The 22,602-nt window shown below is 68.3% G+C and carries 22 protein-coding genes and 2 tRNA genes; 11 read left to right on the top strand and 13 right to left on the bottom strand.

The window, feature by feature from the left end:
* The 3 genes from QQK83_RS14970 to QQK83_RS14960 form a co-directional block, all read left to right on the top strand.
* On the top strand, nt 1-2,717 hold a 2,717-nt coding region (locus QQK83_RS14970), incomplete at its 5' end, for a beta strand repeat-containing protein (protein WP_284265575.1).
* Nucleotides 2,718-2,797: 80 nt separating this feature from the next.
* Nucleotides 2,798-3,070, top strand: coding sequence for a hypothetical protein (locus QQK83_RS14965; protein WP_284265573.1), 273 nt, complete (start codon nt 2,798-2,800; stop codon nt 3,068-3,070).
* The gene (locus tag QQK83_RS14960; protein ID WP_284265570.1) at nt 3,052-3,585 is read left to right on the top strand and encodes an invasion associated locus B family protein; all 534 of its coding nucleotides are present in this window, start codon (nt 3,052-3,054) and stop codon (nt 3,583-3,585) included. The genes QQK83_RS14965 and QQK83_RS14960 overlap by 19 nt, the downstream gene beginning before the upstream one ends.
* A gap of 253 nt (nt 3,586-3,838) precedes the next feature.
* On the opposite strand, the gene QQK83_RS14955 is transcribed toward QQK83_RS14960, so the two are convergent.
* A tRNA-Tyr gene (locus tag QQK83_RS14955) sits at nt 3,839-3,922 on the bottom strand.
* Between the two features lie 121 nt (nt 3,923-4,043).
* On the opposite strand from QQK83_RS14955, the gene rlmB reads away from it, so the two are divergent.
* From rlmB to QQK83_RS14935, 4 genes are all read left to right on the top strand, one after another.
* Nucleotides 4,044-4,826 carry a 23S rRNA (guanosine(2251)-2'-O)-methyltransferase RlmB gene (rlmB, locus tag QQK83_RS14950; protein WP_284265568.1) on the top strand — a complete coding sequence of 261 codons (783 nt, stop codon included), beginning with the start codon at nt 4,044-4,046 and terminating at the stop codon, nt 4,824-4,826.
* Nucleotides 4,827-4,836: 10 nt separating this feature from the next.
* On the top strand, nt 4,837-5,178 hold the full coding sequence (locus QQK83_RS14945; RefSeq protein WP_284265566.1) for a hypothetical protein: 342 nt from the start codon (nt 4,837-4,839) through the stop codon (nt 5,176-5,178).
* Between the two features lie 97 nt (nt 5,179-5,275).
* Complete coding sequence (locus QQK83_RS14940) at nt 5,276-5,731, top strand: YHS domain-containing (seleno)protein (RefSeq protein WP_284265564.1); 456 nt, start codon at nt 5,276-5,278, stop codon at nt 5,729-5,731.
* Nucleotides 5,732-5,965: 234 nt separating this feature from the next.
* Nucleotides 5,966-6,445 carry a CoA-binding protein gene (locus QQK83_RS14935; protein WP_284265562.1) on the top strand — a complete coding sequence of 160 codons (480 nt, stop codon included), beginning with the start codon at nt 5,966-5,968 and terminating at the stop codon, nt 6,443-6,445.
* A 52-nt stretch (nt 6,446-6,497) separates the two neighbouring features.
* On the opposite strand, the gene QQK83_RS14930 is transcribed toward QQK83_RS14935, so the two are convergent.
* From QQK83_RS14930 to hisA, 3 genes are all read right to left on the bottom strand, one after another.
* Nucleotides 6,498-6,815 carry a phosphoribosyl-ATP diphosphatase gene (locus tag QQK83_RS14930; protein WP_284265560.1) on the bottom strand — a complete coding sequence of 106 codons (318 nt, stop codon included), beginning with the start codon at nt 6,813-6,815 and terminating at the stop codon, nt 6,498-6,500.
* Nucleotides 6,812-7,576, bottom strand: a complete 765-nt coding sequence (hisF, locus tag QQK83_RS14925) for an imidazole glycerol phosphate synthase subunit HisF (protein ID WP_284265558.1) — start codon at nt 7,574-7,576, stop codon at nt 6,812-6,814. Before hisF ends, QQK83_RS14930 begins: the two co-directional genes overlap by 4 nt.
* 74 nt (nt 7,577-7,650) lie before the next feature.
* Complete coding sequence (gene hisA, locus QQK83_RS14920; RefSeq protein ID WP_284265556.1) at nt 7,651-8,367, bottom strand: 1-(5-phosphoribosyl)-5-[(5-phosphoribosylamino)methylideneamino]imidazole-4-carboxamide isomerase; 717 nt, start codon at nt 8,365-8,367, stop codon at nt 7,651-7,653.
* Between the two features lie 145 nt (nt 8,368-8,512).
* Between hisA and QQK83_RS14915 the strand changes: the two genes are divergently transcribed.
* Nucleotides 8,513-8,908: a DUF2147 domain-containing protein gene (locus tag QQK83_RS14915; protein ID WP_284265554.1), complete on the top strand. Its 396-nt coding sequence runs from the start codon at nt 8,513-8,515 to the stop codon at nt 8,906-8,908.
* A 22-nt stretch (nt 8,909-8,930) separates the two neighbouring features.
* On the opposite strand, the gene hisH is transcribed toward QQK83_RS14915, so the two are convergent.
* The 7 genes from hisH to QQK83_RS14880 form a co-directional block, all read right to left on the bottom strand.
* Entirely contained in the window at nt 8,931-9,569 is a 639-nt protein-coding gene (hisH, locus tag QQK83_RS14910; protein ID WP_284265553.1) for an imidazole glycerol phosphate synthase subunit HisH, read from the bottom strand.
* Nucleotides 9,570-9,591: 22 nt separating this feature from the next.
* Nucleotides 9,592-10,179, bottom strand: a complete 588-nt coding sequence (hisB, locus tag QQK83_RS14905) for an imidazoleglycerol-phosphate dehydratase HisB (RefSeq protein ID WP_284265551.1) — start codon at nt 10,177-10,179, stop codon at nt 9,592-9,594.
* A 66-nt stretch (nt 10,180-10,245) separates the two neighbouring features.
* Complete coding sequence (locus tag QQK83_RS14900; RefSeq protein WP_284265549.1) at nt 10,246-11,346, bottom strand: DUF1972 domain-containing protein; 1,101 nt, start codon at nt 11,344-11,346, stop codon at nt 10,246-10,248.
* 67 nt (nt 11,347-11,413) lie between these two features.
* A complete protein-coding gene (locus tag QQK83_RS14895; protein ID WP_284265547.1) occupies nt 11,414-11,572 on the bottom strand; it encodes a hypothetical protein in 159 nt (52 codons plus the stop codon).
* Nucleotides 11,573-11,763: 191 nt separating this feature from the next.
* Nucleotides 11,764-11,838, bottom strand: a tRNA-Gly gene (locus tag QQK83_RS14890).
* A gap of 385 nt (nt 11,839-12,223) precedes the next feature.
* Nucleotides 12,224-15,664: a pyruvate carboxylase gene (locus QQK83_RS14885; RefSeq protein ID WP_284265545.1), complete on the bottom strand. Its 3,441-nt coding sequence runs from the start codon at nt 15,662-15,664 to the stop codon at nt 12,224-12,226.
* 138 nt (nt 15,665-15,802) lie between these two features.
* A complete protein-coding gene (locus QQK83_RS14880; RefSeq protein ID WP_284265543.1) occupies nt 15,803-16,948 on the bottom strand; it encodes an alpha-hydroxy acid oxidase in 1,146 nt (381 codons plus the stop codon).
* Nucleotides 16,949-17,130: 182 nt separating this feature from the next.
* On the opposite strand from QQK83_RS14880, the gene QQK83_RS14875 reads away from it, so the two are divergent.
* Nucleotides 17,131-19,575, top strand: a complete 2,445-nt coding sequence (locus QQK83_RS14875; protein ID WP_284265541.1) for an ATP-dependent helicase — start codon at nt 17,131-17,133, stop codon at nt 19,573-19,575.
* A 6-nt stretch (nt 19,576-19,581) separates the two neighbouring features.
* Here the strand turns inward: QQK83_RS14875 and QQK83_RS14870 are convergent, their stop codons facing one another.
* Nucleotides 19,582-20,187: a LysE family translocator gene (locus QQK83_RS14870; RefSeq protein ID WP_284265539.1), complete on the bottom strand. Its 606-nt coding sequence runs from the start codon at nt 20,185-20,187 to the stop codon at nt 19,582-19,584.
* 73 nt (nt 20,188-20,260) lie between these two features.
* Between QQK83_RS14870 and QQK83_RS14865 the strand changes: the two genes are divergently transcribed.
* Nucleotides 20,261-20,713, top strand: coding sequence for an Lrp/AsnC family transcriptional regulator (locus tag QQK83_RS14865; RefSeq protein WP_284265537.1), 453 nt, complete (start codon nt 20,261-20,263; stop codon nt 20,711-20,713).
* Between the two features lie 674 nt (nt 20,714-21,387).
* Here QQK83_RS14865 and QQK83_RS14860 read toward each other — a convergent pair.
* Nucleotides 21,388-21,609: a DUF1127 domain-containing protein gene (locus QQK83_RS14860; RefSeq protein ID WP_284265535.1), complete on the bottom strand. Its 222-nt coding sequence runs from the start codon at nt 21,607-21,609 to the stop codon at nt 21,388-21,390.
* A 195-nt stretch (nt 21,610-21,804) separates the two neighbouring features.
* Here QQK83_RS14860 and QQK83_RS14855 point away from each other — a divergent pair.
* A partial coding sequence (locus QQK83_RS14855) for an MFS transporter (RefSeq protein WP_284265533.1) occupies nt 21,805-22,602 on the top strand: 798 nt, incomplete at its 3' end.

Raw genomic sequence — 22,602 nt, 5'->3', positions numbered from 1 at the left:
CCGGCCTCGGCGGGGACGTCACGGCGGCCTCGAACCTGCTGAGCGGCCTTGCGACGAATGCCGATGACACCTCGCAAGAGGCGTTTGCCGGTGCGCTGGTGGACGACATCGCCAATGCCTTCGATGAGCCGGCGAATGTCGCCCAGCTCGAGCAGCTGGGCGGTGCGCTGGCCGACAACGCGGCGACGCAAGCAGCCCTCGCCGACGCGATCACGGATGATATCACGAACACGCTTGTGGCCGATGATACCATTCGAGCCGACCTGGCCGACGCCATCGCGGACGATGTCGCGACCGGTATAGCGGGCAGCACCTCGGCCACGCAGTCCATTGCGGATGCAATTGCCGATTATGCACCTGCAACCGAAGCACTTGCGGACGGGTTCGCCAACAACACGGCGGCACAGCAAACCATTGCCGATGCAATCGCGGAAACCGAGGTTGGTGCATCGTCCCTGCTGAGCGACCTTGCCAACAATTCCGACGACGCATCGCAGGCCGAATTGGCCGATGCCATCGTGGATGACGTCGCGGCGTCCTTCGCGGATGCTGCGAATGTCGCCGATCTCGAGATCCTGGGCTCCGCCCTGGGCGGCAACGAGGTGACGCAGAACGCCATTGCCGACGGGATCGCCACCAACGATGCGGCGCAGGCCACGCTGGCCGATGCAATCTCGGATGACCTGGTCGTCCGGGGTGGCACCGGTAACACCGCGGCCGAACAGGGCAACGCGGCGGGCCAGATCGCCATCCTCGATGGCTCGGTCGTCGCCGATGACCTGAACCTTGCCGATGTCGCCACCGGCCTCGGCGGGGACGTCACGGCGGCCTCGAACCTGCTGAGCGGCCTTGCGACGAATGCCGATGACACCTCGCAAGAGGCGTTTGCCGGTGCGCTGGTGGACGACATCGCCAATGCCTTCGATGAGCCGGCGAATGTCGCCCAGCTCGAGCAGCTGGGCGGTGCGCTGGCCGACAACGCGGCGACGCAAGCAGCCCTCGCCGACGCGATCACGGATGATATCACGAACACGCTTGTGGCCGATGATACCATTCGAGCCGACCTGGCCGACGCCATCGCGGACGATGTCGCGACCGGTATAGCGGGCAGCACCTCGGCCACGCAGTCCATCGCGGATGCGATTGCCGATTATGCACCTGCAACCGAAGCTCTTGCGGACGGGTTCGCCAACAACACGGCGGCGCAGCAAACCATTGCCGATGCAATCGCGGAAACCGAGGTTGGTGCGTCGTCCCTGCTGAGCGACCTGGCCTCCAACTCCGACGACGCATCGCAGGAGGAGCTGGGTGATGCCATCGGCGATGACGTGGTGAACAGCCTGCTGGACGGCGGTGCGAATGCCGCATCGCAGGCCGAATTGGCTGACGCCATCGTGGATGACGTCGCGGCGTCCTTCGCGGATGCTGCGAATGTCGCCGATCTCGAGACCCTGGGCAACGCTCTCGGCGGCAACGAGGTGACACAGAACGCCATTGCCGACGGGATCGCCACCAACGATGCGGCGCAGGCCACGCTGGCCGATGCAATCTCGGATGACCTTGTCGTCCGGGGCGGCACCGGTAACACCGCGGCCGATCAGGGCAACGCGGCGGGCCAGATCGCCATCCTCGATGGCTCGGTCGTCGCCGATGACCTGGACCTTGCCGACGTGGGCACCGGCCTTGGCGGAAACGCCACGGCGCAGGAGGCCATGGCGACCGGGATCGGCGGCAACGCCACCGCGGCCTCCTCGCTTCTGGGTGGCCTTGCGACGAATGCCGATGAGGCCTCGGTCGGGGCCTTCGGCACCACGCTGGGCGGCAACGAAGAGGCGCTGCGGGCCATGGCGGCCGGGATCGGTGGCGACGCCACCGCGACCCAGTCCATCGTGGGCGGCATCGCGGCCGACGGCACGTCGCAGACGACCCTCGCCAATGCGCTGGTCGAGGAAACTGCGACGGCCTTCGCGGACGGTGCCAACGTGGCTTCGCTCGAGACGCTGGGCGGGGCACTCGGAGGCAATGCGGAGACGCAGGAGGCCATGGCAGCCGGGATCGGCGGCAACGCGACGGCCACCCAGTCCATCGTGGACGGTATCACCGGCACGACGGCGGCGCTGGAATCGCTCGGTGGCGCCCTGGGCGCCAACGCGGCCACCCAGCAGGCCATCGCGGATGGCATCGCGGGCAATGCGGGGGCACGCCAGGCCCTTGCGGCGGGTATCGCCGATGACAGCGTGGCGGCTGCCAGCATTGTCGAAGCAGTCACCAACGGGCTTGCGGCAGACGAGGACGCGGCCGCAGCCTTTGCCGGTGCAGTGGCCCGCAACGTGACGGTGGTCGGCTCTGCCGGCACAGCGGTCAACGGCGGCATCTCGATCCAGGCCGGCTCCATCGGGTCGGCCGACATCGCGGCCGGGGCGGTCACCTTCGAGAACCTCGACGCGGGTGTGCAGAACCGCATCACCGGGCTGGAAAGCGGCCTGCGGACGGCGAATGCCGGTGTGGCCATGGCCTTCGCCATGAACAACCTGCCGCAGCTGACCGACGCATCCAGCGACTTCAGCTTCGGCCTCGGCCTCGGCACCTTCGAAGGGGAAAGCGCGATTGCCCTCGGCGGCACCGCGCGGCTCACGGACCGGGCTGTCATGCGGGCCTCGGTCTCCTCGGCGGGCGGCAGTGTCGGCGCAGGGGTTGGTGTCGGCTTCTCGTTCTGAGCCAGCCGCGCCTTCGAACACAACACCGCCTGCCCGGGTTGCCGCTCGGGCAGGCGTTCTCACAAGGGGACACAGAGCAGATGATGAAACGGATCGCAGCATTCGCATTGGCAGGCACCCTCGGGCTGGCGGCGGCCATCCCCGCCCTCGCACAGGAAGGCCAGGAACAAGCGGCCCCGGCGCAGACCGCGCGGCAGCTGACGGCGGCCGGGCTTTTGTCGGTCGGGTTCGAGATCAAGGGGATGTCCTTCGTGAACGGCGCCGTGGTGATGGTGCTTCAGCGCGGCACGGCGGCCTATGTCTGCGAGACCAACCAGAACGGCCAATCGCGGATATGCGTTCAGATCCAGTGACGCGCGCCATGCGCGCCATGCGCGCCGAGGGACCGCGCCGCGCCCGCCGTGCAGCCGCCACGCTGCTCGGGGCGCTCGTGCTCGGGCTGTCGGGCGTGGGGGAACTGCGCGCGCAGACCGCCGCGGACGCCTCCCGCTGGGAGGTCGTGTGCGACACCGGCTGTCGCATGGGACAGGTGGTGATGTCCCAGGGGCGCATCGTGTCCAGGGTGCTGGTCTACCATCTGTCCGGGACCGAGATCGTCGAGGTCTTCCTGCCGCTGGGCGTGTCGATGCTGGCGCCGATCTATATCCAGGTGGATGACGAGGTGCGTCTGAACGTGCGGATGGCGACCTGTCGCGCGGATGGCTGCCTTGGCGTTGTCACCGATACACCCGCGGCGATCGACGCCTTCCGCCGGGGTTTCGACATGCAGCTCTGGTTCACCGGGTTCGACGACGCGGGCGAGTATTTCTATCCCTTCGATCTGAGGGGGTTCAGCGCGGCCTACCGGGCCTATTCCGAGGGGCAATAAGCCCCGCTCGCACGCAGGGTCCGCGGCCTTACGCCTCCGGTTTGTCCGCCGGCTGCGCCCGGCATGCCCTGTCGATGGCGTCGGGCTGGCTTTGCATCCGCGCGCCACGGCCGGTGCTGCACTGGACACCCGGACATGGGACTGACCCGCGGGCGCGCGCCTCAAGACGTGCCCCAAGCCGCATCACGGCGGGCCGGGCGTAGACGCGCCGCCCGTGCTGGGGCGGCAAGCGTGTCGCCGATGAGGGGGGAGATGGTGGGCGACCCTGGAATCGAACCAGGCATGGGTCTCCCCGGCGGAGTTACAGTCCGCTGCCGCACCTTGCAGCACGTCGCCCGACGCGAGGGGGTGGATAATCGGGGGGCGGGAGGGCGTCAACCGAAAAACGGGCCTGCGCGCACTTGGCAAGACGATGGCCGCCGCATATCCGGGGAGAAGGCAGCAAGGGGAAGCGGCGCGTGGCCAAGAAACCGACCTGGGTGATCGACAAGGAGCGTGCCAAGCGCGCCGCGGCGGCGGAAACGCTGTGGCTGTTCGGGCTGCACGCGGTGCGCGATGCGCTGATGAACCCCGCGCGCGAGCGCCTGCGCCTCGTGGTCACGCGCAACGCGGCCGACAAGCTGGCCGAAGCCATCGCGGCGGGCGGGCTCGAGCCCGAGATCGCAGATCCGCGCAAGTTTCCCGTGCCGCTCGATCCGGGCTCGGTCCACCAGGGCGCGGCGCTCGAGGTGCGGCCGCTCGACTGGGGGCGGCTGGAGGATGTCGCGCTTGGCGCGGGGCGGGGCGCGCCGCGGCTTGTCCTGCTCGACCGGGTCAGCGACCCGCATAACGTCGGCGCGATCCTGCGCTCGGCCGAGGTCTTCGGCGCGGCTGCCGTGATCGCCCCTGCGCGCCACTCGGCCCCCGAGACCGGCGCGCTGGCCAAGACCGCCTCGGGCGCGCTCGAGCGGCAGCCCTACCTGCGGGTGCCGAACCTCGGCAACGCGATCGTGACGCTGAAGGAGATGGGCTATACCGTTCTGGGTCTCGATGGCGAGGGCGCGGCCGAGATCGGCACGCTGGCCGCCACGCTGACGGAGCGGCCCGTGGCCCTCGTGCTGGGGGCGGAGGGGCCGGGCCTGCGCGAGCGGACGCGCGATCTGTGCGACCACCTGGTGCGGATCGACGCGGCAGGCGCCTTCGGCTCGCTCAACGTCTCGAATGCGGCGGCGGTCTCCCTATATGCGGTCACACGCCCCTGAGAGAGAGCCGATGCCGGACCAGACCAAGATCGCCACCTGTTCCTATTGCGGTCGCCGCCAGACGCTGAAGCTGACAGCGCGTGACGGGCACGAACTGGCCTGCGGGGCCTGCGGTGCGCCGCTGCACGAGATGAAATGGCTGAAGCCGCCGCAGCCCGACCGCCCGGTCAAGCGCAGCCCGCGCGCGCCCGCGCCGCATGGCGGACCGCTCCCGCGGGGCGGCTGGCAGGGCGAAGAGGGGTGGCAGGGCCACGCCGATCCACGCAGCCGGAAAAAGCCCAAACGGCGCAAGTCGCTGTGGAAGAAGGCGATGGAAGAGGCCTTCGACCTGATCGAGGACATCTTCGACTGACAGATCACTCACCCCGGATCACGGTTGCGTGCCGGGTCTTTTGCGACACCCCGGCACAGGTCATGTTGGCTGCACGTCAACACCGGAGGTCTTCGCCGTGATCCACCGCCGTCACATCCTCTCCGCCGCCGCGCTGGTGCCCCTTGCTCTCGCCCTGCCACGCAGCGCGCGCGCCGCCGAGCCCCGCGTGTTCCAGGGCGACCGCGGAGCCATCAACGGCATCGATCCCGTTGCCTATTTCGACGGCAACGGCCCGGTGCCCGGCAACCCGGACATCACCCATGACCATGACGGCGCGACCTGGGTCTTCGCCAGCGCGGGCAACCGCGAGGCCTTCGCCGCCGAGCCCCTGCGCTTCGCTCCGGCCTTCGGTGGCTACTGCGCCTTTGCCGCCTCGCGCGGGTATCTCGCGCCCACCATCCCCGAGGCCTGGTCGATCCACGAGGGGCGGCTGTTCCTCAATGCCAGCCTCAGGGCGCGCAGGCTCTGGACCGCCGAACTGCCCGATGTCATCGCGCAGGGCGAGGCGAACTGGCCCGGCATCCTTGGCTGAGGGGCGGGCGTTCACGTTTTCGTTGAATTTCTTTAAATACGCCGAATGCCGCCCATATGTCACGCATGGCGCAGGGTTCGGAACACCCGGCGCCCATCACTGTCCCTCGTTCCGTGACTTGCGCCCGCGCTTCAACAAGCCGCGGGCGCTTTTTCTTGCGGCCGGGCGCGTGCTGCATGTCGGCGAGGCGGAAAACCGGTTTCCACGCATGCGCAACGGCTTTAGACACGGGCCATGACCGAGACTCCCTCCGACGACCTGCTCCGCGATATCCTGAGGCGCTCCAAGGTGTTCGCCTGTATCGGCGTGTCTCCGAACCCGGTTCGGCCCAGCCATTACGTGGGCCGTTACCTTGCGCTGAAAGGCTACCGGGTGATCCCGGTCAATCCGGGGCAGGCGGGCAACCGGCTGTGGGGGGCGGAGGTGAAGGCCTCGCTCTCGGATGTGACCGAGCCGGTGGACGTGGTCGACATCTTCCGCCGTCCCGAGGCGGTGCCGGAGATCGTCGCGGCGGCGCTGGCGATGGACCCGCTGCCGAAGGTGATCTGGATGCAGATCGGCGTGACCCATCCCGAGGCGGCGGCGCGCGCCGAGGCGGCGGGGCTGACCGTGATCCAGAACCGCTGCCCCAAGATCGAGTATCAGCGCCTGTTCGGCGAGCTGCGCATGGGCGGCTTCGCCACCGGGATCATTTCCTCGAAACTTCAGGGCTAGGGCGGCGGAAAACTGCAGTTTTCCGGGCGAAAAACTCGAGTTTTTCGCGGTCTCAGCCCCGGCTTGCCTTTTCGGCAAGCCCCGAAATCCCCTCGCGGCGCGCAAGCTCGGCGTAGACATCCGACAGCTCCACCCCGCGGGAGGTCAGCATCACGAGGAAATGGTAGAGCACATCGGCCGCTTCCTCGGTCAGCTTCTCCTTGTCGCCGCGCGCGGCTTCGATCACGGCTTCGACCGCTTCCTCGCCGAATTTCTGCGCGGCCTTCTTGGGGCCGCGCGCAAGCAGCTTGGCCGTCCAGGAGGTTTCGGGGTCGGCCCCCTTTCGGGCGCGGATCGTGGCGGCAAGGCGAAGCAGGGTGTCGTCGGTCATCGGTCGAGCCTTACGGGGATGCCGGCCGCGGCCATGTGAGCCTTGGCCTCGGCGATGGAATAGGTGCCGAAATGGAAGATGGAGGCGGCCAGGACGGCGCTGGCATGCCCCTCGGTCACGCCTTCGACCAGGTGGTCGAGCGTGCCGACGCCGCCCGACGCGATGACGGGCACCGGAACCGCGTCGGCGATGGCGCGGGTCAGCGGGATGTTGAACCCCTGCTTGGTTCCGTCGCGGTCCATCGAGGTCAGAAGGATCTCGCCCGCGCCCCTGGCCACGACGGTTTTCGCAAACTCGACGGCGTCGATGCCCGTGGGCTTGCGCCCGCCATGGGTGAAGATCTCCCATTTGCCGGGGCTGACCGTCTTGGCGTCGATGGCCACGACGATGCACTGGCTGCCGAACCTGTCGGCGGCGCGCGCCACCACGTCGGGGTCGGCCACGGCGGCGGAGTTGAAGCTGACCTTGTCAGCACCGGCGAGCAGCAGGTTGCGCACGTCGTCCACCGTGCGCACGCCGCCGCCGATGGTCAGCGGCATGAAGCATTGTTCCGCCGTGCGCGTGGCAAGGTCATACATCGTGCCGCGGTTCTCGTGCGTGGCGTGGATGTCGAGGAAGCACAGCTCGTCCGCGCCTGCGGCATCATAGGCCTGCGCCTGTTCCACCGGGTCGCCGGCATCGACCAGGTCGACGAAATTCACGCCCTTGACCACGCGGCCATCGGCGACATCGAGACAGGGGATGATGCGGGTCTTGAGCATGTCGTGTGCCTAGCCGATCGGCGGCGGTGAGGGAAGGCAGATCGGGTGATCCGTATTTGGGGGAAGATGAAGGCTCAGGCGAGGGTGGCCAGCGCCTCGGAGAGGTCCAGAGCCCCGTCATAGAGCGCCCGGCCCGAGATCGCGCCCGCGATGACGCCGGTGTCGCGCAGCGCGACCAGATCGGACAGCGAGGAGACGCCGCCCGAAGCGATGACCGGGATCGAGGTTGCCCGCGCGAGATCGGCGGTGGCCGCGACGTTGGGACCGCCCATCGCGCCGTCGCGGTCGATGTCGGTGTAGATGATGGCCGCGACGCCCGCGTCCTCGAACTGACGCGCGAGGTCGGTGACCATCACATCCGTCTCCTCGGCCCAGCCCTTCGTCGCCACGCGGCCCTTGCGGGCGTCGATGCCCACGGCGACCTGTCCGGGGAAGGCGCGGGCGGCCTGCCGCACGAGGTCGGGGTTCTCGACCGCAACGGTGCCGAGGATCACGCGCGCGATGCCCTTGGTCAGCCAGGTCTCGATGGTGGCGATGTCGCGGATGCCGCCGCCCAGTTGCGCGGGCACATCCGTCGCGGCAAGGATCGCCTCCACCGCGGCGCCGTTCACCGGCGCGCCTGCGAAGGCGCCGTTCAGGTCCACGAGGTGCAGCCACCGGCAGCCTGCCTCCTCGAAGGCGCGCGCCTGGGCTGCGGGGTCGGTGTTGAACACCGTGGCCTTGTCCATCTCGCCGCGCAGCAGGCGAACGGCGTGCCCGTCCTTCAGGTCGATGGCGGGGTAGAGGATCATGGGCTGGGGCCTTTCCGTTGCGTTGGCGCGCTTTTGGCAAAGGGGCGCGGAATGGGCAAGGGTGCCTCTGGCGCAACGTCACACTGGACAGGGGGCAGGGGCATTCGGCAGGGTCTGCGCATCACTCATGGGGAGGAAATGAGAGATGAAGACGCTCCTTCTTGCAGCCGTGGCGGTGCTCGGCCTTGCCGGGGCCGCGATGGCCGATCCTGCGCATGGCACCTGGCAGACCGAGCCCGATGACGGTGCCTTTGCGCACGTCCAGCTTGGCCCCTGCGCCAATGCCGCGATGGTCTGCGGCAACATCGTGCGCACCTACCAGGATGGCGGCACGCCCTACCAGAGCCCGAACATCGGGCGGCAGCTGGTGATCGACATGGTGCCGCAAGGCGGCGGCAGCTACGAGGGCTCGGTCTGGCGTCCGTCGAATGACCGGATCTACATCGGCCGGATGGAGGTCTCGGGCGACCGGCTGTCGCTGCGCGGCTGCGTGGCCGGTGGGCTGATCTGTGCCCGCCAGAACTGGGTCCGGGTGAATTGATCCCTGCCTCGGCGGGCGGTCGTCAGGGCCGCCAGCCGAGGAAATTCGCAATCAGGCGCAGACCTGCCCGCTGGCTCTTTTCCGGGTGGAACTGGGTGCCGACCACGTTGCGCGTGCCTACGATGGCCGTGACCGGCCCGCCATATTCGGCATGGGCCAGAAGATGCGCGGCCTCGGTCACGCGCATCGCGTAGGAATGCACGAAATAGGCGTGATCGCCGGTCTGAAGCCCGTCCAGCACCGGGTGGACGGCGTCGATCACAAGGTCGTTCCAGCCCATGTGCGGCACCTTCAGCGCCGGGTCGGTCGGGGTGATGCGCGTCACCTCACCGGGAATCCAGCCGAAGCCGCGGACATCCTCGTATTCGCGGCCCCAGGTCGTCAGCATCTGCATCCCCACGCAGATGCCGAGGAAGGGCACGGCGCGCGCCTCGACGGCCTCGGTGATGGCCTCTTCCAGCCCGTCGATGGCCTGAAGGCCCCGGCGGCAGGCCGGAAAGGCCCCGTCGCCGGGCAACACGATCCGGTCGGCGCGGGCGACCGCGTCGGGGTCGGCCGTCACGACGACCTTGCCCGCGCCGGTCTCGAGCGCCATGCGCTGAAACGCCTTCTCGGCCGAATGCAGGTTGCCCGAGTCGTAGTCGATCAGGACGGTGGTCATGTCATCTGTCCCTTGCCGCCGCTCAGAGGCTGCCCTTGGTCGAGGGGATCGCGTCGGATTTGCGCGGGTCCGTCTCGACCGCTTCGCGCAGGGCGCGCGCGACGGCCTTGAAGCCGGCCTCGGCGATGTGGTGGCTGTTGATCCCCGCCAGCTTCGTCACATGCAGCGTGATGCCGCCATGCGTGCTGAGCGCCTGGAAGAACTCGCGGACCAGCTCGGTGTCGAAACTGCCGATCTTCTGGGTCGGAAACTCCATGTCCCACACCAGGTAGGGCCGCCCTGACAGGTCGAGCGCGGCACGCACCAGCGCGTCATCCATGGCGAGGTGGAAGGAGCCGTAGCGCCGGATGCCGCGCTTGTCGCCAAGCGCCTGTGTCAGGGCCTGGCCGATGGCGATGCCCACGTCCTCGACCGTGTGGTGGTCGTCGATATGCAGGTCGCCGTCGCAGCGCACCGTCAGGTCGATCAGCGCGTGGCGCGCCAGCTGGTCGAGCATGTGGTCGAAAAAGCCCACGCCGGTCTTGCAGTCGTAGCGGCCCGTCCCGTCGAGATCGACCGACACGGAAATGTCGGTCTCGGCGGTGGTGCGTGTGATCTGGGCGGTGCGCATGGCGGCCTCCGGTATCGGGGTGTGCCGCGTTCTATAGACAGGGGAATGAGGCGGGGAAAGGGCGCGCTAGAAGCCGAGAAGATCAAAATACGCGTCTGTGACCTCGGACCAGCGGTAGCGGCGGCGCGCGATCTCCTGCAGGGCGGTGCCCGAGGCGGCGGCCTCCGGCCCCTCGGCGATGGCGGGAAGGACGGCGCGCAGCGTCTCGACGCTGTCGAAATAGGCGGCCTTGCCCTCGGTCACCGAGCGGTTGAAGCCACAGTCATAGGCGGCGATGGGGCGGCCGTGTCCCATCATCTCGACGAGCGAGGGGTTGGTGCCGCCCGCTTCATGCCCGTGCAGGTAGACCGTTGCGCCCTCCCGGATCGCGCCAAGGCGGCCGGGGTCGTATTCCGCGTCCAGCAGGCGCAACGCGGGGTGCCGCCCGAATCGCGCCAGCAGCCCGCGCCCGTAGGCGTTGGTCTGCCAGTTGGACAGGATCACGAGAGGAAGGGTCTGCCCCTCCGCGAAGGCCTCGAGCAGCAGGGCGAGGTTGTTGTCGGGCTCGGCGCGGGCGATGGCCAGCGCGTAGCGGTCGGGAAGGCCGAGGTCGGCGATGGCGGCGGGCGGCGACGGGGCGGGCGTCTCGTGACCATAGGCGATCTCGACCGGCGCGCGCCCGTAGCTCTGCCGCACATGGGTGGTGATATCGGGATGATCGGCGATCACGTGATCGGACCAGCGCACCGCCATCGCCTCGGACCGGCGCAGCACGGCGCGCGCGACCGGCCCCCATTTGGGGCGTCGCCATTCGATCCCGTCGATATGGCTGATGATCCGCATGGCGGATGTCGCCCGGATCAGCGGCAGGGCGCTGGCCCCCGAGACCCCGAGCAGCAGCGCCACGTCATGCCCGCTTCGCGCGGCCTGTCGCAACGAGAGCGCGTCATAGGCGATGGAATGCACACCGTTGCCGCGAAGCGGCAGGTAGCGCAGATGCGCGCCCATCCAGTGCGTCGGCCGGTCGTCGCCGGATTGCGGGCCGCTGCACCAGACGGTGATCCGGTCGGCGGCACCTCGCGCCGCGGCGGCTTCGACCAGCCGTGCGGCCAGCGTCTCGAACCCGCCGTAGCGGGGAGGCAGTCCGACCGTGCCGACGATGGCGAGGCGTGTGCGGGAGGGGGGCATGCGGGGACAATCGGGGCCCTGTCGGCGGCATGGCCGCGCGGGCAGGGGGCCTGGAGGCTCGGACGGCTCAGACGCCGTCCGGTGCCCCGGTGACGGCAGGCAGGCGGGCGGTGCCGAGCGGTGCGCGGCCCGAAGCGGTCCTGTCGGGATGGCGGCGGTCGATGGCCGGGGCAGCCGCGCTTGCCGGTCGTGCCGCGACGGCGGCGGCGCAGGGCAGCGTCTTCATGGCAAGTCTCCACTGGTTACGCGGGCATGACTACGCGGAACGCCCGCGGGCGGCAACGCCCCCCGTGCCGTGCCAGCCGCCGCGCATGACGATCCCGGCGCGGTCGTGGCGGCGGGGACACGAGTGTGTCCGCATCGACTGGTGGTGCAAAAACGAAAAAACCCGGGTCCGAGGACCCGGGTTTTTGCGACTGGAGCGGGTGATGAGATTCGAACTCACGACCCTTACCTTGGCAAGGTAATGCTCTACCCCTGAGCTACACCCGCTCTGTGAGGCGGGGTTTATAAATAAGCTCGGGGGGGTGCAAGGGGGAAATTTAAGCTTTTTTCACATCGCCGACATCGGCCTGTCATGAAGCTTCGCGGCAGTGGTCCGAGCCCCCTTGGCGGGTCTCCGCGGGGCAGGTTTCCGAGGGCGTCACCGATCGCCACGCCGTCGCGTGTGCGCCGGTCGGTGTCGGTGCGGCCGACGTGTCGCAGGGGGTAGGGGCGAAGGCCCCGGCCAAGCAGGAAAGCCTGCCGTGTCGGGCGTGCAGGCCCCTCGGCCCGGTTCGGACGGGGGGCAAAACGGATCGGCTGGCGCAGATACGAGCGGTGCAAGCGGTGCGCCGCTCCTTCCGGTCGCGGCGACACCGGTCACGGCAAGGCGTGCCTACTCCAGCTCGATCAGCAGGTCCTTGGCGTCGATCTGCCCGCCGGGGCTGACGTGAACGGCCTTGACCACCGCATCCCGTTCGGCGTGCAGGCCCGTCTCCATCTTCATCGCTTCGATGGTCAGCAACAGATCGCCCGTCTTGATCTTCGCACCCGCGCTCACCGCGACCGAGGCCACGACACCGGGCATCGGCGCGCCGATGTGATTGGGGTTGCCCGCTTCGGCCTTGGGGCGCTTGACCACGGTGGCGGCCAGCTTGCGGTTGGGCACGCGGATCGTGCGGGGCTGGCCGTTCAGCTCGAAGAACACCTTGACCTCGCCGTCGTCGGTCGTCTCGCCCACGGCCTGCAACTGGACGACAAGCGTCACGCCGGGGTCGATCTCGGCCTCGATCTCTTCGCCCGGCTCCATCCCGTAGAAGAAGGTGCGCGTGGGCAGGGTGCGGACCGGGCCGTATTCCTTGTGGCGGGTGGCGTAGTCGGTGAAGACCTTGGGATACATCAGGTATCCCATCAGGTCCTCGCCATCGACCTCGACCTCGAGGGTCTCGGCCAGCTCGGCCTGCGTCTTGGCCAGGTCGACCGGGGGCACGCCCTTGCCGGGGCGCTCGAGGATCGGCTGCTCGTCCTTCAACACCTTCTTGAGGATGCCGGGCGGGAAGCCGCCGGGCGGCTGGCCGAGGTTGCCGCGCATCATGTCGATGACCGAATCCGGGAAGGCCACGTCCTTTTGCGGGTTTTCCACGTCCTCGCGCGTCAGGCCCTGGCTGACCATCATCAGCGCCATGTCGCCCACCACCTTGGACGAGGGCGTGACCTTCACGATATCGCCGAACATCCGGTTCACGTCGGCATAGGTCTGCGCCACCTCGTGCCAGCGATCCTCCAGCCCCATCGAGCGCGCCTGCGCCTTGAGGTTGGTGAACTGCCCGCCGGGCATCTCGTGCAGGTAGACCTCGGAGGCGGGGGCCTGCATGCCGCTCTCGAAGGCGGCGTAATGGGCGCGCACGGCTTCCCAGTAATCGCTGACCTCGCGGATCGCCTTGATGTCGAGCCCGGTGTCGCGCTCGGTGAATTGCAGCGCCTCGACGATGGTGCCGAGCGTCGCTTGGCTCGTGTTCCCCGAGAGCGCATCCATCGCGCAATCCACGGCATCCACACCGGCGGCCGAGGCCGCGAGGATCGTGCCGCAGGCGATGCCCGCCGTGTCATGGGTGTGGAAGTGAATGGGCAGGTCGACCGCATCCTTCAGCGCCGGGATCAGCACGGCGGCCGCGGCGGGTTTCAGCAGCCCCGCCATGTCCTTCAGCCCCAGCACATGCGCGCCTGCGGCCTCCAGCTCCTTGGCCATCTTGACGTAATACTGCAGGTCATACTTCGCCCGGTCGGGGTCGAGGACATTGCCGGTGTAGCAGATCGTCCCCTCGAGGATCTTGCCCGTCTCCAGCACGGCATCCATCGAGACGCGCATGTTCTCGACCCAGTTGAGGCTGTCGAAGACGCGGAAGATGTCGACGCCCGACTCCGCCGCCTGCTTCACGAAGCCCTGCACCACGTTGTCGGGATAGGTCGTGTAGCCCACGCCATTGGCCCCGCGCAGAAGCATCTGCGTCATGATGTTGGGCATGGCCGCGCGGATGTCGCGCAGGCGCTGCCACGGGCATTCCTGCAGGAAGCGGTAAGCCACGTCGAAGGTCGCCCCGCCCCAGCATTCCACGCTGAAGAGCCCCGGCAGGTTCGCGGCATAGGCGGGTGCGGCCTTGATCATGTCGATCGAGCGCATCCGGGTCGCCAGCAGCGACTGGTGCCCGTCGCGCATCGTGGTGTCGGTGATCAGCAGCTGCTTCTGCGCCTTCATCCACTTGGCCACGGCCTCGGGCCCCTGTTCGTCCAGCATCTGCCGGGTGCCGGGCGGCGGCGCGTCCACGCGCAGCGCGGGGGGCTTGGGGTCCTTGATCTCGGGCCGGGGGCGGGGGCGCCCCTCGGTCTCGGGATGCCCGTTCACGGTGATATCCGCGATATAGGTCAGGATGCGCGTCGCCCGATCGCGGCGCGGCTTGAAATCGAACAGCTCGGGCGTCTCGTCGATGAACTTGGTCGTGTACTGGTAATTCAGGAAGGTCGGGTGCTTCAGCAGGTTCTCGACGAAGGCGATGTTGGTCGAGACCCCGCGGATGCGGAACTCGCGCAGCGCGCGGTCCATCCGGGCAATCGCCGCCTCGGGCGTGGGGGCCCATGCCGTGACCTTTTCCAGAAGGCTGTCGTAATAGCGCGTGATGACCGCGCCCGAATAGGCCGTGCCGCCGTCAAGGCGGATGCCCATGCCGGTCGCGCCGCGATAGGCGGTGATGCGCCCGTAATCGGGAATGAAATTGTTGGTCGGGTCCTCGGTCGTCACCCGGCACTGGATCGCGTGACCGTCCAGCGTCACGTCATACTGGCTGGCCGTTCCGGTGGCCTCCACCAGCGACTTGCCCTCGGCGATCAGGATCTGCGCGCGCACGATGTCGATGCCGGTCACCTCCTCGGTCACGGTATGCTCGACCTGCACGCGGGGGTTCACCTCGATGAAGTAGAACCGCCCGGTGTCCATATCCATCAGGAACTCGACCGTGCCCGCGCATTCGTAATTCACATGCTCGCAGATCTTCTTGCCCAGCAGGCAGATCTCCTCGCGCTGTGTCTCGGACAGGTAGGGCGCGGGGGCGCGCTCCACGACCTTCTGGTTGCGGCGCTGCACCGAGCAGTCGCGTTCATACAGGTGGTAGATGTTGCCCTGGCTGTCGCCGAGGATCTGCACCTCGACATGGCGCGCGCGCAGGATCATCTTCTCGAGATAGCCCTCGCCATTGCCAAAGGCCGCCTCGGCCTCGCGCCGGCCCTCGCGGACCTTCTCCTCGAGCTCCTTTTCGGACATGATCGGCCGCATGCCCCGACCGCCGCCGCCCCAGCTGGCCTTGAGCATCAGCGGATAGCCGATCTCGGCGGCCTCCTTGCGGATCGCGTCCATGTCCTCGCCGAGCACCTCGGTCGCGGGGATCACGGGCACACCCGCGGCAATCGCCACGCGCCGCGCGCTCGCCTTGTCGCCAAGCGCGCGCATCGTCTCGGCCTTGGGGCCGATGAAGGTGATGCCGTTCTTCGCGCAGGCGTCGACGAAGTCGGGGTTCTCCGACAGCAGGCCATAGCCCGGATGGATCGCGTCGGCTCCGCTCGCCTTGGCGACCCGGATGATCTCGTCGATGCTCAGGTAGGCCGCGACCGGCCCCAGCCCTTCGCCGATCTTGTAGGCCTCGTCCGCCTTGAAGCGGTGCAGGCTCAGCTTGTCCTCCTCGGCATAGACGGCGACCGTCCGCTTGCCCAGCTCGTTGGCGGCGCGCATCACGCGGATGGCGATCTCGCCGCGGTTGGCGATGAGGATCTTCTTGAACTCGGTCATGGCAGGGGGCTCCGTCTCGCAGGTGCAGCATGTGTAGGATGCGTGACCCCGGCCCGCAACTGCCCAGTCGTCGCGGGAGGCCTTGAAAACCAAGCCGTTTCGTATGCAACGGTAGAAAGGTGGACGCCGTCTGCCGGGTCAGCCCGGCGTGGCCAGCCGCCCCGCAAGCTCCGACAGGCGCGCCGCGCCGATCTGGGCCATGTTGCTCTCCATGTCCTTGACCAGCACGTCATGCCAATGCGCGGGCCCCTGCGGCCCGAGCGCCCCCAGCGCGTAATGCCAGGGCCGCCCCATCATCACGAAGCTCGCCCCCAGCGCCAGCGCCCGCATCACGTCGAGCCCACCGGTCACCCCGCTGTCGAAGATCAGCGGCAGGCCGGTCGCCCCCCGCACGTCACGCAGCGCATCGAGGCTGGCAATCGCCCCGTCGAACTGCCGCCCGGCGTGGTTCGAGACCCAGACGGCATCGACCCCCTCGGCCTCGGCTTGCGCCGCGACCTCCGCCTCCATCACGCCCTTGATCACCAGCTTGCCCTGCCACCGCTCGCGCAACGCGCGCACATAGTCCCAGTCGGGCGCGGCGCGCAAAAGGTATCCCACATGCGCGGTCGAGGGCAGGGGGCCGGTCCTGGTCTGGTCGGCGTAGCTGTCCATCAGCCGCATCCGCGGCATGCCCGTCGACTGGATGCCGATGGCCCAGGCCGGGCAGCGCGCCACCTGCGCCAGCAGGCGTGGGGTCAGCCGCGGCGGCTGCACCAGCCCGCCGCGGGTCTGCCGCTCGCGCCGCGAGGCGGCGGGGACATCGACCGTCAGCACAAGGGTGTGAAACCCCGCCTCGCGCGCCCGGCGCAGCATGTCGTCGCGCATCCCCGCATCGCGCGGCGGATACATCTGGAACCAGCCATGGTCCCCGATCTGCCCCGCCAGCTCCTCGGGCGTGCGCGTCGCCACGGTCGACAGCGTGTAGGGAATGCCGGCCTTGGCCGCGTGGCGCGCAAGCAGCCGCTCCGCCTCGGGCCAGATCAGGCCGGACATGCCCAGAGGCGCGATGCCGAAGGGCACCGGATAGTCCCGCCCCATGAGCGAACAGGACAGGTCCGCCTTGATCTCGCCCCGCAGCGCCGCGGGCCGGAACAGCACCGCGTCGAGCGCAGCCCGGTTGCGGCCGGTGATCGTCTCGGCCCCGGTCGCGCTGTCGAGATATTCCCACACGAAATGCGGGATGCGCGCGCGGGCGCGGGCCTTCAGGTCGGAAAGGGCGGGATACCGGGCATGCAGGTCCATGTCGCGCAACCAAGCCCGCAACCGCGCCCTTGTCCAGACCCCGATTAACCCCTCATCAAGGTTAACGCGCGCCCCCTGCCTTCATCTTCCTCCAAATACGGACTCCGACATTTGCAAGGGGCGGTCGGAACAATATGCGAACAAAGCTTTAACAGGGGCGCAAATCGCACTATCCTTCGCCCATGAGCAGTTTCGATGATTCAGACGCGTTCGAGGCGGCCTCCTCGGTCTCCCTCTCGCAGCGCGCCATGGCGGCCGCGCCGCGCCCCTATCTCGACGGGCTGAACCCCGCGCAGCGTGCGGCGGTCGAGACGTTGGAGGGGCCTGTCCTGATGCTGGCCGGGGCCGGTACCGGCAAGACCAAGGCGCTGACCGCGCGCATTGCGCATCTGCTGCTGACCGGCACCGCGCGGCCCAACGAGATCCTCGCCGTGACCTTCACCAACAAGGCCGCCCGCGAGATGAAGACCCGCGTTGCCACCCTTCTGGGTCAACCGGTCGAGGGGATGCCCTGGCTCGGCACCTTCCACGCGATCTGCGTGAAGCTTTTGCGCCGCCACGCGGAACTCGTCGGGTTGAAGTCGAATTTCACCATCCTCGACACCGACGACCAGGTCCGCCTGATGAAACAGCTGATCGTCGCCAGCGAGATCGACGAAAAACGCTGGCCCGCGCGGATGCTGGCGGGGATCATCGACAACTGGAAGAACCGCGCGATCACCCCCGACAAGGTGCCCTCCGCCGACGCGGGGGCCTTCAACCGCCGCGGGCCCGAGCTTTACGCCCAATACCAGCAGCGCCTGAAGGATCTGAACGCCGCCGATTTCGGCGATCTCCTGTTGCACATGGTCACCATCTTCCAGGCCCATGACGACCTGCTCGACCAATACCGCCGCTGGTTCCGCTACATCCTCGTCGACGAATACCAGGACACCAACGTCGCCCAGTATCTCTGGCTGCGGCTGCTCGCGGGCGGGCACAACAACATCTGCGTCGTGGGCGACGACGACCAGTCGATCTACGGCTGGCGCGGGGCGGAAGTGGGCAACATCCTGCGCTTCGAGAAGGATTTTCCGGGCGCGCATGTGGTGCGGCTGGAACAGAATTACCGCTCGACCGCGCATATCCTTGCGGCGGCCAGTGGCGTCATCGCGGGCAACAAGGGGCGGCTCGGCAAGACGCTCTGGACCGAGGGCGAGGAGGGCGAGAAGGTCCGCCTGATCGGCCATTGGGACGGCGATGAAGAGGCCCGTTGGGTCGGCGAAGAGATCGAGGCGATGCAACGCGGCACCCGCGGGATGGACCCTATCAGCCCCGATCACATGGCGATTCTCGTCCGCGCCTCCCACCAGATGCGCGCCTTCGAGGACCGTTTCCTGACCATCGGCCTGCCCTACCGCGTGATCGGCGGCCCCCGCTTCTACGAGCGGATGGAGATCCGGGACGCGATGGCCTATTTCCGCGTCGTGGTCAGCCCCGATGACGATCTCGCCTTCGAGCGGATCGTGAACACCCCCAAGCGCGGGCTTGGCGACAAGGCGCAGGCGACCATTTCGCGGATGGCCCGCTCCAACGGCGTAAGCCTTGTCGAGGGCGCGCGGCTTTGTGTCGAGACCGGCGCGATCGGCGGCAAGGGCGGCAAGGAGCTGCGCAAGCTCATCGAGGGGATCGCCCGCTGGCGCGGGATGATGGGCGGCGCGGTGGTGGTTCAGGCCGACGACCTGATCGAGGACAGCATCGAGACCATGGGCGCGGGCGACACGCTCTCGCATGTGGAACTGGCCGAGGTGATCCTGGACGAGTCGGGCTACACGGCGCATTGGCAGACCGACAAGACGCCCGAAGCGCCGGGGCGGCTCGAGAACCTCAAGGAACTGGTCAAGGCGCTGGAAGGGTTCGAGAACCTGCAGGGTTTCCTCGAACATGTCTCGCTCATCATGGACAACGAGCAGGAAAGCGAAGAGCCCAAGGTCACGCTGATGACGCTCCATGCCGCCAAGGGGCTGGAATTTCCCGCCGTCTTCCTGCCCGGCTGGGAGGACGGGTTGTTCCCCAGCCAGCGCGCGATGGACGAGGAGGGGATGAAGGGCCTCGAGGAGGAGCGGAGGCTGGCCTATGTCGGCATCACGCGGGCCGAACGGGTCTGCACCATCTCCTTTGCGGGCAACCGCCGCGTCTACGGGCAATGGCAAAGCCAGATGCCGAGCCGCTTCATCGACGAACTGCCCGAGGATCATGTCGAGGTGCTGACGCCCTCGGGCCTGCACGGCCATCAGAACATGGGCGCAAGCGCAAGCCCGGTGGCGGGCATGATGCGCGGCTCCGACCTGCACGAGGCGGCCAGCCGCGCGGATGTCTACAACTCGCCCGGCTGGCGGCGGCTGCAGACCAACGCGGCGAAACCCGGCCTGCGCCAACCCTCCGAGGCACGGCACATGACCATCGACGCCGAAGCGGAAAGCGCCTTTTCCATCGGCGACCGGGTGTTTCACCAGAAATTCGGCTACGGCGCGGTGATCTCGGTCGAGGGCGACAAGCTCGGGATCGCCTTCGACAAGGCCGGCACGAAACATGTTGTGGCCCGGTTCCTCGTCGCCGCCGGTGCGGCGGGGGACGTGCCGTTCTGACCGGCGTCAGCCGCGCAGCCCCTCCAGCATCGGCCAGAGCGAGGCCACCAGCAGCAGCGCCATGGTGACGTTGAACGCGCGCAACCGCCCCGGCGCGTCCAGCCAGCGGCGCAGCTGCGTGCCCGCCGCGGCCCAGACCGTGACCGAGGGCAGGTTGACCATGGCGAAGATCGCCGCCACCGCCAGCGCGCCCGCCCAATGGCCGCCCTCGGGGGCGAAATTGGTCTGGGCATAGATCGCCATGTACCAGGCCTTCGGGTTCACCCATTGGAAGGCCGCGGCCTGAAGGAAACTGAAGGGCCGCGCGTCGGACGGTGCGTCGGCGGGCGGCGCGGCGTTGGCGATCTTCCACGCGAGAAACAGCAGGTAGGCCGCGCAGGCGATCATGAGGGCTGCGCGAAGCCACGGAAGCGCCTCGAACAGACCCATCAACCCCAGTCCGACAAGGCTGACCATCACCGCATGGCCAAGCGCGATGCCCAGCATGTGCGGCACGGTCCGGCGCAGGCCGAAATTCGCGCCCGAGGCCAGCAGCATGATGTTGTTCGGCCCCGGCGTGATCGACGAGGCGAAGGCGAAAAGCACGAGGGCAAGGATCAGGTCGGGTGTCATGCCGGGCAGAATGACCCGCCACGGGCGCAATGAAATTGCAATCCGTGCGGGTTTTACGCAATCTGCGCAACAGATGACACAGATTGACCAGAAAGACCGCCAGATATTGCGTATCCTCTCGACGGAGGGGCGGATCAGCAACCTCGAGCTGGCCGAACGCGTGTCCCTCAGCCCCTCGGCGACCTCGCGCCGGGTGCAGGCGCTCGAGGCGGCGGGCGTCATCGCGGGGTATCGCGCGATCCTGCCGCCCGAGGGACGGGGGCTGGGCTTTGTCGCCTACATGACCGTCGGGTTGAGCGTGCACACCAAGCGCGCGCAAGAGGCCTTCGAGCGCGCGATGCAGGCCGCGCCCGAGGTTCGGGAATGCCACAACATCACCGGCGCGGTGGAATACCTGCTGCGCGTCGAGGCGGCCGACCTGCGCGCCTACAAGCGGTTTCACACCGACATCCTCGGCGCGCTGCCGCAGGTGGCGACGCTCACGACCTATGTCGTCATGGGCTCGCCCAAGGACGAGCGCGCCTGACCGCGTTTCACCTATGCAAAAGAAAAAGGCGGCGGCACCCAAGGGAGGAGGAGGGGCCGCCGCCGGAGCTCAGCGCCAAGGGAGGAGGAGGCGCCGATCTTGGTGCGAAGCCTGCGCTTCGCGGAATGTCGTGGCGGCGGCACCCAAGGGAGGAGGAGGGGCCGCCGCCGGAGTTCAGCGCCCAAAGGGAGGAGGAGGCGCCGATCTTGGTGCGAAGCCTGCGCTTCGCGGAATGTCGTGGCGGCGGCACCCAAGGGAGGAGGAGGGGCCGCCGCCGGAGTTCAGCGCCAAGGGAGGAGGAGGCGCCGATCTTGGTGCGAAGCCTGCGCTTCGCGGAATTCGTGGCGGCGGCACCCAAGGGAGGAGGAGGGGCCGCCGCCGGAGCTCAGCGCCAAGGGAGGAGGAGGCGCCGATCTTGGTGCGAAGCACGCGCTTCGCGGAATGTCGTGGCGGCGGGATCAAGGGAGGAGGAGATCCCGCCGCCGGTCGTCACGGTCCCCAAGGGAGGAGGAGGGGAGCCGATCCGTGTGGTCCGATACCGGACCCTGGTCTTTTGGTCCGTTGCCGGACCGTGGTATTTGCGGACCCATCCAAGGGAGGAGGGAGATGGACCCGCGAGCGGGGCGACCCAAGGGAGGAGGAAGGTCGCCGCGCCGTCTCGTGTGGGCTGTCGGTCAGCCCCGCTTGCCGTAGGCCGCCTCGAGCGCGATGGAGCGCAGCATCGAGGGGTTGAGGCCCAGGTCGTTCAGTTCGCGCATCGACAGACCTTGCAATTCGCTGAGGGTCTGGCGATAGACACGGTGGGCGCGCCAGGCGTCGGCCATGTCCTTGCGGATTTCGGTCAGGCGGTCGACGAGGCCCAGCGTGGTGGTGCGGTTGCTCGAAACATATGCCATCGGCTTTGACTTTCTCTTTGCTGTGCGGGCTTGCGCCGGATTGCGCTAACATTCTGTCCCGCAGGGGGTGTGTTGTTCCCCCCTTGTTGAAACCGAAGATAAGCGAATGCTGCGAATGCACAATGGACGATGCCTCAATGCTGCTTTGCAGCAATTGCATGGCTGGACATGACGTTGCGTCATGGGGTTCTTGACATGTCCGGGCTTGCAGGCGGTGCCTTTCGGGACGGTCAGTTCCGCCTGTTCTTCCTCGGAATCTTCTTCGCGGTGCAGGCGATCTGGGTGCAGCGCGTCACGCTGGGTTGGCTCGCGTGGGAGCGGACGGGCTCGGCCGCTTTCGTGGGGGTGGTCGCCGGTCTGAGCCTTGCGCCCGCGCTGGTGCTGGGGCCGATCTTCGGTGTGATCGCCGACCGGGTGGACATCCGCCGCGCCTCCTTCACCACCAACGGTCTGATGGCGGCCGTGTTGGCCACGCTGGCGCTCGCCTTGCCCTGGACCGGCCCGGGCGCGCTGGTGGTGGCGGCTGCTGCGATCGGCGTGATCTCCTCGGCGCATCATCCGGTGCGCATGTCGCTGGGCCCGCGGCTGGTGCCTGCGGGCATGGTGCAGCATGTCGTCAGCGTGACGGCGCTCAACTTCAACCTTGCGCGGTTGGTGGCCCCGGTCGTCGCGGGCTGGATCATCGCCACCGCGGGCGCCGGGGTGGCGCTTTGGGTGTCGGTGGCCTGCTACGTTCCGATGCTGCTGGTGCTGCCACGGCTCAGGCCCCGCGACCTGCCTGCGCGCCCGCGCGCCTCGATCCTGTCGGACCTGCGCGACGGGCTGCGCTACGCGATGGATGCGCCGCTGGTGCGGCTGGCGCTGCTGCTGACGCTGATCTTCGCCACGGTCGTGCGCGGCGCGCTCGAGGTTCTGCCGGTGCTGGCCGACGGCGCCTTTGCCCGCGGCGCGGCGGGGCTGGGCATGCTGACCGCGGCGGCGGGCTTCGGCGCG

It is taken from the genome of Roseicyclus amphidinii, assembly GCF_030163755.1.
Classification (GTDB): Bacteria; Pseudomonadota; Alphaproteobacteria; order Rhodobacterales; family Rhodobacteraceae; genus Roseicyclus; species Roseicyclus amphidinii.
Note: the sequence above shows the minus strand (reverse complement) of the source record. Positions and strands in the feature narration are given on the sequence as shown.

Coding starts and splice junctions, on each gene's coding strand:
- QQK83_RS14965 (WP_284265573.1), top strand. CDS start 2,798: ATGATGAAACGGATCGCAGCATTCGCATTGGCAGGCACCCTCGGGCTG.
- QQK83_RS14960 (WP_284265570.1), top strand. CDS start 3,052: ATGCGTTCAGATCCAGTGACGCGCGCCATGCGCGCCATGCGCGCCGAG.
- QQK83_RS14945 (WP_284265566.1), top strand. CDS start 4,837: ATGCCGGACCAGACCAAGATCGCCACCTGTTCCTATTGCGGTCGCCGC.
- QQK83_RS14935 (WP_284265562.1), top strand. CDS start 5,966: ATGACCGAGACTCCCTCCGACGACCTGCTCCGCGATATCCTGAGGCGC.
- QQK83_RS14930 (WP_284265560.1), bottom strand. CDS start 6,815: ATGACCGACGACACCCTGCTTCGCCTTGCCGCCACGATCCGCGCCCGA.
- hisF (WP_284265558.1), bottom strand. CDS start 7,576: ATGCTCAAGACCCGCATCATCCCCTGTCTCGATGTCGCCGATGGCCGC.
- hisA (WP_284265556.1), bottom strand. CDS start 8,367: ATGATCCTCTACCCCGCCATCGACCTGAAGGACGGGCACGCCGTTCGC.
- QQK83_RS14915 (WP_284265554.1), top strand. CDS start 8,513: ATGAAGACGCTCCTTCTTGCAGCCGTGGCGGTGCTCGGCCTTGCCGGG.
- hisH (WP_284265553.1), bottom strand. CDS start 9,569: ATGACCACCGTCCTGATCGACTACGACTCGGGCAACCTGCATTCGGCC.
- hisB (WP_284265551.1), bottom strand. CDS start 10,179: ATGCGCACCGCCCAGATCACACGCACCACCGCCGAGACCGACATTTCC.
- QQK83_RS14900 (WP_284265549.1), bottom strand. CDS start 11,346: ATGCCCCCCTCCCGCACACGCCTCGCCATCGTCGGCACGGTCGGACTG.
- QQK83_RS14895 (WP_284265547.1), bottom strand. CDS start 11,572: ATGAAGACGCTGCCCTGCGCCGCCGCCGTCGCGGCACGACCGGCAAGC.
- QQK83_RS14885 (WP_284265545.1), bottom strand. CDS start 15,664: ATGACCGAGTTCAAGAAGATCCTCATCGCCAACCGCGGCGAGATCGCC.
- QQK83_RS14880 (WP_284265543.1), bottom strand. CDS start 16,948: ATGGACCTGCATGCCCGGTATCCCGCCCTTTCCGACCTGAAGGCCCGC.
- QQK83_RS14875 (WP_284265541.1), top strand. CDS start 17,131: ATGAGCAGTTTCGATGATTCAGACGCGTTCGAGGCGGCCTCCTCGGTC.
- QQK83_RS14870 (WP_284265539.1), bottom strand. CDS start 20,187: ATGACACCCGACCTGATCCTTGCCCTCGTGCTTTTCGCCTTCGCCTCG.
- QQK83_RS14865 (WP_284265537.1), top strand. CDS start 20,261: ATGACACAGATTGACCAGAAAGACCGCCAGATATTGCGTATCCTCTCG.
- QQK83_RS14860 (WP_284265535.1), bottom strand. CDS start 21,609: ATGGCATATGTTTCGAGCAACCGCACCACCACGCTGGGCCTCGTCGAC.